General features: G+C 49.5%; 8 protein-coding genes. 2 read left to right on the top strand and 6 right to left on the bottom strand.

The genetic code is table 11. The annotated features are described in order from the left end of the window. The coding region (locus ABYP73_RS08250) for a fasciclin domain-containing protein (RefSeq protein ID WP_372974004.1) at positions 1-360 on the top strand (360 nt) is incomplete at its 5' end. 41 nt (positions 361-401) lie between these two features. Here ABYP73_RS08250 and ABYP73_RS08255 read toward each other — a convergent pair. After that, positions 402-1,637, bottom strand: a complete 1,236-nt coding sequence (locus ABYP73_RS08255; RefSeq protein ID WP_372974005.1) for an NAD(P)/FAD-dependent oxidoreductase — start codon at positions 1,635-1,637, stop codon at positions 402-404. A 137-nt stretch (positions 1,638-1,774) separates the two neighbouring features. Here ABYP73_RS08255 and ABYP73_RS08260 point away from each other — a divergent pair, with 137 nt between their 5' ends. Continuing rightward, positions 1,775-2,119 (top strand): DoxX family protein, encoded by a 345-nt coding sequence (locus ABYP73_RS08260; RefSeq protein ID WP_372945495.1) that lies wholly within the window; start codon positions 1,775-1,777, stop codon positions 2,117-2,119. A 14-nt stretch (positions 2,120-2,133) separates the two neighbouring features. On the opposite strand, the gene ABYP73_RS08265 is transcribed toward ABYP73_RS08260, so the two are convergent. The 5 genes from ABYP73_RS08265 to ABYP73_RS08285 all read right to left on the bottom strand — a co-directional run bounded on the left by ABYP73_RS08265 (position 2,134) and on the right by ABYP73_RS08285 (position 9,086). Beyond that, entirely contained in the window at positions 2,134-2,499 is a 366-nt protein-coding gene (locus tag ABYP73_RS08265; RefSeq protein ID WP_372945494.1) for a DoxX family protein, read from the bottom strand. Positions 2,500-2,588: 89 nt separating this feature from the next. Further along, positions 2,589-4,037, bottom strand: coding sequence for a membrane dipeptidase (locus tag ABYP73_RS08270; RefSeq protein WP_372974006.1), 1,449 nt, complete (start codon positions 4,035-4,037; stop codon positions 2,589-2,591). 47 nt (positions 4,038-4,084) lie between these two features. Then, complete coding sequence (locus ABYP73_RS08275) at positions 4,085-6,196, bottom strand: elongation factor G (RefSeq protein ID WP_372945099.1); 2,112 nt, start codon at positions 6,194-6,196, stop codon at positions 4,085-4,087. Positions 6,197-6,458: 262 nt separating this feature from the next. Next, on the bottom strand, positions 6,459-7,160 hold the full coding sequence (locus ABYP73_RS08280; RefSeq protein WP_372974007.1) for a protein-L-isoaspartate(D-aspartate) O-methyltransferase: 702 nt from the start codon (positions 7,158-7,160) through the stop codon (positions 6,459-6,461). Positions 7,161-7,208: 48 nt separating this feature from the next. After that, positions 7,209-9,086 carry a CocE/NonD family hydrolase gene (locus ABYP73_RS08285; RefSeq protein ID WP_372974008.1) on the bottom strand — a complete coding sequence of 626 codons (1,878 nt, stop codon included), beginning with the start codon at positions 9,084-9,086 and terminating at the stop codon, positions 7,209-7,211. Positions 9,087-9,373 lie beyond the last annotated feature (287 nt).

Below are 9,373 nucleotides of genomic sequence, written 5' to 3' on the forward strand. Positions count from 1 at the left end.
AGCAGTGAAGGACCTTTCACAGTATTTGCCCCTACCAATGACAGTTTTTCAAAACTTCCTGAAGGGACTGTGGAGAATCTATTAAAACCTGAGAACAAGGCTGCGTTGATCAACCTGCTCACCTACCATGTGGTTGCAGGAAAGTTTCCCGCTGCTTCTGTGATAGATGCTATCAAAACCAATGACGGTTCCTTTGTGGTAGAGACCGTACAGGGTGACAAGCTCACCCTGAGCCTCGACGGGGAAAATGTAAAGCTGATAGACGCACAGGGAAATGCCAGTACAGTGATCATGGCCGATGTGGAAGCTTCCAACGGGGTAATCCACGCCATTGACGCCGTGGTGATGCCGGCTGAATAAGTTTATTCACTCTTTTGAAAACCGCCCTTGTGGCGGTTTTTTTATGGTCGGTTGCCTAGGTATCTGACGATGGCATGGGCCGCCTGCTCACCGCCGTAGAGAGCGGCGTTTGAAGAACCATAGAACAGATGGTCACCGGCCAAAAATATATTGTTACCTGTAATTTTCTCAACTCCTGACAGGTCAGTACCGGACAGATTTACCTTTGGCAGTGCCTTCCGGATATGATATCTTTTAAGAAAACGCAAGCCTCCCAAGCCGCAGATCCCTTTCAGTTCTTCTTCTACCCTGGCGACCAGCTCACTTTCCGAAAGATCGTGATCCTTTACGACGGTCACAGAAAGCAGCTCTTTGGGCCCGCTGGACCCGGTCTGTATACTCGTGGGAAAGAAGATATTGTTTACAAGGGCATCCGGATTTGCCACCAGTCCGATCAGGGGTTTTTGGATACTGCGCTTCTCCGCCTCAAAGTAAAGGGTGTCGCAACCGTGCCATTGTATTTCATTTCCCCCTTCATCAGGGACCAGTCCCCTGGCATCTGTGGCTATAAGGACGGCGTCAAATGCGAATTCAGCTCCATCTGCCAAAATGATCTTTTCCTCCTCCACCCTTTTTACCGGACTGTTGTAATGAATCTCGGTCTTCTTTAGTTTTCCCAGCAATTGTGTAGGAAGGGCAGACATCCCTTTTTTTGGTATCACAGCATAGCCCTTTCCGAACATCTTGAATACGAAACTGAACATCCGGCAGGAAGTGTTCAGGTCGGGCTCGAGAAAGATGCCTGAGAAAAAAGGGTTGAAAAAATTCCGACGGATTTTTTCTGAAAAACCTCTCTGGCTCAGAAACTCGGCCGTCGTCATTTCGGGTATTTGAAAAACCTCTTCCACAGTCATGCGCTCTAATTCCCGGTGCAGGGTCCACAGCAGATAAAGGTCACGTACCCCGGCCACACCTGCTTCCAGGGTAGGGAGAAGAAAGGGAAAGTGCCTGGTGGGATCGCCGACCGTAACGGTCTTTTTACCTGTAAATATCTGTGCTCCCGGCAACAGGCGTTGCAGTTCGAGGGATTCGTAATCAAAGTATTCCAGAGCTTTAGGGTAGGCATCCAGCAGCACCTGGAACCCGTGATCGAGCTGGTAGCCTTCTACGATATCGGTCTTGACCCTACCCCCCACTTCGGAGGTGGCTTCATAGATCACGGGATCATATCCAGACTTTTCGAGAGCTATTGCTGCAGTCAATCCACTTAACCCTGCTCCTACGATGGCTATTCTCATCCTAATCAATAAGCGTGGCCCAAAAATAATCAATTACGTCATCCCGTAATGCATCCTGGTAAATCAATGTACATCCAAAGTGTTTATTCCACTTATCAGTATCTTTGCATGCCTTAGGCATGGTTTGGATTATCAACATGAAACAAACTGAAATTTTAGGTTTATTTCTCGCTTTTTCTTTCCTGATATTTGGAATAAGCTGCCTTTTCGCCCCAAAAATGAAAAAAGAGTTCGAACGTTACAGGCTGGCGGATAAGCGGCGTCTTACAGGGATTCTCCAGCTGCTCGGCAGCGCCGGCTTATTCTTTGGGATATATCTGAGTGCCGCCCTTTCATTAACTGCTTCGGCCGGACTCGCGCTCCTTATGCTGTTCGGGGTTATAGTGCGGATCCGAATCCGGGATCCCTGGCCGGCGGTTTTACCTGCGCTGTTCTATGCGCTTCTCAGCGCTTACCTCTTTTATGACTTGTTGGACTTTTGATTGAGATCCAAGGCTTAACCGTAGAAGATAATGATCAGACACATGGCCAAAAAAAGTGAGGCCGGGAAAGATTTGATCAGAGGGTCATTAATGCGGAAGTGCATGGAAACCGATCCCGCCAGCAAAAGTGCGAGTCCGGATGCTGCTGCCAATTTCAATTCAGGATACCATATCGCTGCGATCAACATAAGGGCGAGTATGACCTTAAGTGTGCCTATAACGTAACAAAACCAGACGGGCAAACCGTATGCTTTGAATTCCTCAACAATCGTCTTTGCATCACCTCCCCGCCAACGGGTAGGTTTGTTATACTGTATTAGCCAAACATTGAGAATACTCAATCCCACAATGCCCTGAAGTACTTTGATTAATATTTCCATCCTGAATTTGATTTATAGGAAAGGTAATAAATTTCATATAAACCTGTGATTAGCACAGATCTTTATCCTTTTATATTCAGTACGGAAAATCAAATAAAATTCTTTGAAAGAAACTCATGCCCGTTGGTTGAAAAGATCCGCTGTACGATCTCGTCTGCCCCTATCCTGTTTTCCGGTACCTTAAACACCGCCTCCTTCATATAATTGAAAGCGTGCCTTTCCAGGAAATCTGCCAAAAAAGGCAGTTCTTCGGCCGTCCAGAATCCATTGAGGGAATCTATGATCCCGTCAAAGTCTGAACCCAGGGCCATACAATCCCAGGCAAAGAGACCTTCGGCGTCAAGTACGGTGATGATATGCCTTACCTGGTTCCACAATAACCCGGACCGGTAATGCATGATCTTATGGCGGTAGAGCGATTTCTTTGTGTGCTTCAGGGTATCCTTGCTGGCTATGCGCCTCTCATCCAATTGCAGGCCTATAATGCCTCCGGATCTCGCCAGACGAATGATCTCTTCATCATAGAAATTGATGGTAACAGGGTTAAGGGGTGCAGCTGTCAAGGGGTGGGCTTGCACCGGATCAGAAGCAGATCTCAGGCCGTTGCATGCCCCATGACTTATGATCAGGGGAATGTTTTTTCCTTTCCACTCAGGTCTTTCCAGAAATTCGTAATACTCTTGCCGTGCCCGGACACTCATATGCTTGATATCGGGAAGGATACGCCTGCCTTTGTCATTGTCCAGCATGCGTTCCAGGACTTTCCATCCCAGGGGGGTGAATCCGGTATCCAGGCCTTCTCCCTGATCCGCATATTTCGTGATGACGCCCGTGAGGCTTGGGGCATGTCCGCAGAGGTCATTCCAAAAATGATGGGCTACTGTGATAAAAAATGGCCGGTATTCCCAATTTTTTATCGCCCTTATATTTTGAAGGACTTCTGCTTCCACGGGTTCCTTTCTCAATCCCGTATTCAGGACATGCAGCCCTTCAATACTGATAATCACCGCAATCGTTCTGATCCTGGAGGAATCTGCCTGTTCTCTGAGTTCCAGGATCTCATCATAAGAGCGAACCAGTTTGTAACGAACCCTGTTACCGCCTACACGGAAGACCTTTCCATCTAATTGCCTATAAAAGTCGTATTGCAAAAGGAGGTCTGCAAAATAGTCCTGCATTTCCTGTATATGGTCTATCCTTTTTGCTCCAATTCCCAGGGCAAAGTTGGATGCGAGGTCCAGGATGAGCTCATTCTTCATCTTATTTCGGATAAACCATTTTTCCAGGGGATAAAGAGACACACACACCGTATCTACGCCTCCCAGGGTGAGGGCGGTGAAATTGGACTGGGAGAATTTGGTCAGGCCACTCAGATAATTCAGGGCCTTGTCAAAGACCGAAGGAGGGTCATAACGCCATATACTGGAGTTGCGCCTGCGGTCCGCACTGTTTTGGCCCACAGGGGTTTTTCTGAAACTCTTCCCAAAGGGTTTCAATGACGGATGGCAATGGAAATCTATGTAGTTGTTGGAATTCACAACTCATTCAATAGCCCAGTATCCAGGACAGCCCATAAAAGATCTCCCTATTTGTCGTGGGAACCTACCAGATCCTGCTGGATATGGCTGGGTACGGCTTTAAAGGATGAGAAAACAGCACTGAACGTAGCTTTCCCCTGCGTCAGAGACCTCAGATCCGTCGAATACCGGTACAATTCAGCTTCCGGAACTGCACATTTCAGAATCTGGAAGTGGTCGATACTGTCGATACCCTGGATGATGGATCGCCTGGATTGCAGGTCCGTCATCACACTTCCCACGGTTTCCTCGGGTACCCTGACGGTCACCTCCTGTACAGGCTCCAGCAGTTTGGGATTCGCATTCATAAAGGCCTCTTTAAAGGCATGTGCACCGGCGATCTTAAAGGCGATGTCATTAGAGTCGACCGGGTGCATCTTCCCGTCGTAGACCATCACCCGCACGTCTCTGATGAAGGAACCAGTCAGCGGACCCGACTCCATGACCTCCAGAATTCCTTTCCTGATTGAGGGCAGGAACCTGGCATCGATCACCCCGCCAACAATGCAGTTGTAGAAAACGAGCTTCCCACCCCAGGGGAGGTCTATCTCATCCTTCCCGCGGATATTGAATCCCACGGGTTCGGGCATCCCTTCCTTCCAGGGTTCGATCTTGAGGTGTACTTCGGCGAATTGGCCCGCACCTCCGGATTGCTTTTTATGCCTGTAGCTGGAGGCCGAGGACCTTTGTATGGTTTCCCTGTAGGCGATCTTGGGTGCCTCGAATTCCGCTTCAATACCGTAATTGTGCTTCAGGCTCCAGTCGATAGTAGCCAAATGCAGCTCACCCTGGCATCCCAGGATCAACTGACGGAGTTCCTTGGAGTATTCTACCACTGCTGTGGGATCCTGACTGTGGATCTTCTTCAGGGCCTCGCTGAGTTTCTCCTCCTCCTGCTTCTTTTTGGCGGAAACGGCCCTGCGCGTGCGGGGCTCGGGATAATCGATCGGCTTGATGGTTGCCGGGGATCCGCTTTCGTGAAGCGTATCGTTGGTTTCCGTGTATTTTAATTTGAGGCTGGCTCCAATGTCGCCAACGGTTAGTTTATTTACAGGCTCCCTGTTCTTTCCGTCCATGATGAACAACTGGTTCAGCACTTCGGTCTCCCCATTCCTCGAATTGACAAGCTTATCATTGACCTTGACTTCTCCGGATTTAACTTTGAAGAAGGTGATCTGACCCAGGCTGGGCTGAAAGACGGTCTTAAAGACGAAAAGCGTGGTGGGGGCCTCCTTCTTTCTCTCCAGGGTCTTCCCCTCCACGGTTTGCTCCGGTTTCAGGTCAGCTGCGGCAGGGGCCACATTATCGATGAACCCCATGAGCCGGCCGCTACCCATATCATTGAGGGCCGATACACAGAAAACAGGGAAGAGTTCGTGGTTGAGCATCCCGGCCTTGATCCCCATCCTCATCTCATCTTCATTGAGCGTTCCTTTGTCAAAGAACAATTCCATCAGGGCTTCGTCATTTTCGGCGGCCTTTTCAACCAGTTCATTATGGAGTGTATTAGCCCGTTCTGCCTGATCCTCGGGAATCGGTAATTTCTCGGGCTTTCCTCCCTCGGGCCCGAATTTGTAGCATTTCATCTTAAGTACGTCGATGATGCACTGAGCCCCATCGATCTTGTGAGGGTATTGAATCAGTACAGCATTGTTGCCAACCAGGTTTTTGATGCTCTTGAAACTCATGTCGAAGTTGGCGTTGAGATGGTCGATTTGATTCACCACGAATACCGTGGGTTTCTGATAACGATCGATGTAGTCCCAAATGATCTCAGTACCTATTTCCACCCCGTTCTGGGCATTGATCACCGTGAGGATGGTATCGGCCACCCGAATGGAAGAAATGATCTCCCCAACGAAGTCGTCAAGTCCGGGTGTATCTATGATGTTTATCTTGTAATTACGCCACTCTGTGTGCAAAGGAGTTGCAAAAACGGAAGTTCCTCTCTCGTGTTCAATGTCGTGATAATCCGAAACCGTGTTCTTGCCTTCCACAGTTCCCCTTCGGTTGATCAGACCGGCCTCAAAGAGCATGGTCTCAGACAAGGTGGTCTTCCCACTTTGGTGGGCGCCCACAAACACGACATTTTTAATGTGCTTATCGTCAAATACTTTCATAGTACAGAATATTTAGGTCGTTATTAGAATCACTTCCTGCCTCATCCTGTAAGCAATGGAAAGCCTTCAGGACAGGTCCCGTTACAGGAGTGATCAACTGGTAAAAACAAGTCCCTCCTGCCGGGTAAAAACCACCTTGTAATGTACTATTTTTTCCGCTTAAAAACTATAAAAACACCCCGATATTAGACGGGATGACACGAATTCCTGTCGAGGTAAAAAATCAGCGTGTTCCGAAGCATGAATGAAGTCCGGACTCCACTCAGTTCCTGACAAATGGCACAAAGCGCACCTCCATCAGGGAGCGGGTCCGGATCTTGCCTTTTCTCTTGGTCAGGCGAATGAGTTGCCTCACTCCCCTGTGCGGGCCAACCGGGATCACCATGACTCCATCTTCGGCCAGTTGTTCGACAAGTACAGGGGGAATACGCTCTGCCCCGGCCGTTACGATAATGGCGTCAAAAGGAGCTTTTTCCTCCCACCCGAAATACCCGTCGCCGATGCGAACCTGCACATTTCCGATATTGAGTTCTTTGAAGATCCTCTCAGCCCTCTTTCCCAGGGACGGGATAATCTCGATGGTGTGAACCGTATCTACGATCTGCGAGAGCACGGCGGCCTGGTATCCCGATCCCGTGCCTATTTCCAGCACCCGATCCGAAGATTTGAGTCGGAGTGCCTGGGTCATATAGGCCACCATGTAGGGTTGTGAGATCGTCTGGCCGTCACCGATGGGCAAGGGCCTGTCTTCATAGGCGAAAGGCCGCTGCGAGATGGGTACGAAGGCTTCCCGGGGTATTTTCGCCATGGCCTTAAGGGTGGCCTTGTCTGTGATGTCCCGCCCCGCCAATTGTAGTTCCACCATCTGTTGCCTTCTCTCCATGGCACTTTGCTGTGCATTAAGGGAAATACCTCCCAGGAGGGACAGGACGACGACCTTACTGTATTTCCATAGGGTTTTCATGTGCCTTTATTATGAATCGAGGTACTGTCACTCAATGGAATTGAACCTCTACTTTTTCACCACTGGGATCCTGATCTGGGAGGGATAATTTTCTGAGTGATGGATGGTGTTGGTTGCGACCACACCTACCTTCTCATCGTAATTGTTCCCTCCGGTATTCAGATTTCTCGCAAAGCGAGGAAAATTGCTGCTCGACACCTCAATGCGGATCCGATGTCCCTTTTTAAAATAATTACTAGTCGCCATGGGCGTAAGGTCCACCTTGTAAACTTTGCCCTTTTCCATAAAGACCTCCTTGTCATATCCTTCCCTGTAACGCACCCTTTGGATGGTCTCGTCCAGGTTGTAGGCCCGGCCGTCGGGATATACATCGATCAGTTTTACGGTGAGGTCCGTATCCTTAACATCGCTGGACAGGTAGAGGGTAGACTCGATAAAGCCACTCACTTCCACCCCTTCCTCCAGGACATCCGAGGTGTACACGAGGATGTCGTTCCGGGTTTCCATCACCTGCTGGTCAAAGGCCCCGCCCCTGACGGCATTCCCAGTACAACAGACATTTCCTCCATAAGAGGGTACGGGGTTCATGGGATCGTAGACGAAGGTGTCCGGTCTGTCATTCTTAACCGGTTTATTTTTACTCAGGCTGCCGTCCCCATAGAGGCTGTTGGCCTTCCCCCCACTCCGGAGATAGAAGGTCTGCATCCTCGCTTCAGCCGGAGGCCAGGTGTCTGAGCTGTTCCACTTGTTGATACCCATGGTATAGTATTGAACCCTGGGTGTTTTCTCTTTAAAATCATTGGCATCGCCTTTTAACCAGAGATCGAACCAGCCGTAAATCTGATCGTCATAATTGAGTCTGGCATCCCCAACAGACCGCTCTCCAACTACCGTATTTTCCGTGGCTCGGGTATACGCGCAATGCAGGGTGGGTGCGATGACTAAATACTGGTTGTCCCGTACTTCGGCGTCCTTGGCATGGTTTCTTACATGATTAAAGAGGGCGAGGTTCGGGCTGATAGATACGTCGTACCAGCTGGCGAACCAGAAAGCCGGGATACCGATCTCCATATCATCGTGGTAAAGTCCTCCTTCGAACCAGGCCGGATCATTGGGCTTACGCCTTACCATCTTTTCGAAGATCTCTTTTTTCCCCGAAATACTCTTGATAAAGTCCTGTATCGGCAGGTGTTTCAGTGCTTCAGCCATATCCACCGGAGGATTCTCTGGAGCCAGGTCGTAAAAACGGGAGATCCTGATCAGGTCTTCCTGCGTTGCCCCCTCAGGGATCCTGGGCTTAAAGACATCGTGTTCCACCCCGTACAACCAGGCGAAGAAAAGCATCTGTTCCGCACCACCCCTGTACCAGTTACCCTGTTCCATGTAGTCTCCCACGCGGCCCACTCCGGCTCCAAAACCCTGTGGCACCATGGTGCCGAGGGAAGGGTGATCCAAGGCTGCGACAGCCATTTGCCACTCGGCCGTGGAGGAACACCCGAGCAAACCTATCTTGCCGTTAGACCAGGGTTGCTGACTCATCCAGGAAAAAGCATCATATCCATCCGTGAGGGGAACTCCGAGTATATCCCACTCCCCTTCGGAATAGTACCTCCCGCGTTCGTTCTGTACCACATAGGCGTATCCCCTTTCCACAGCTTCCAGGGCCCGCTGTGCCGTCCTTGTCCGCTCTTCCCCGTCTCCCCATGAATTAAAGTTATAGGGGGTCCTGGAAAAGATGATGGGGAATTTTCCATCCCCTTTGGGGCGGTAAATATCAGTTGCCAGTCTTATTCCGTCTCTCATGGGCATCATCACCTTCTGGTCGACCACCGCTATTTCTTTCAGTTTCTCAAATACTGAGTCCTGGGCATAGGTCACGCTCATGGAGAGCATCAGGAAAAACAGCAACAAGCGCATTCTTTTCATAAGGGAAATGTGTTTAGTTTTCTCTAAAATAACAGAATATATATTGCAATCCTCATACAGCTCAAAGAATTACCATCCCCCCGAAAGCAAAAAAAGCCTCCCCAACAGGGAGGCTAATGAGATTTTTCATCGGAGGTCTATTCCATCCCACGGAGAAGTTCTTCCGCAGACTGGGTAATATTCTTATAGCATCCATATCCCCAACGGGCAAAGAAGAATAGGAATACGGCCATCACCGGGACATAGATATACCACGCTGATGTCTCAAGGAACAGGTCCTTTCCGCT

The sequence above is a fragment of the Muriicola sp. genome (genome assembly GCF_041567615.1).
In the GTDB taxonomy this organism is placed as follows: domain Bacteria; phylum Bacteroidota; class Bacteroidia; order Flavobacteriales; family Flavobacteriaceae; genus Muriicola.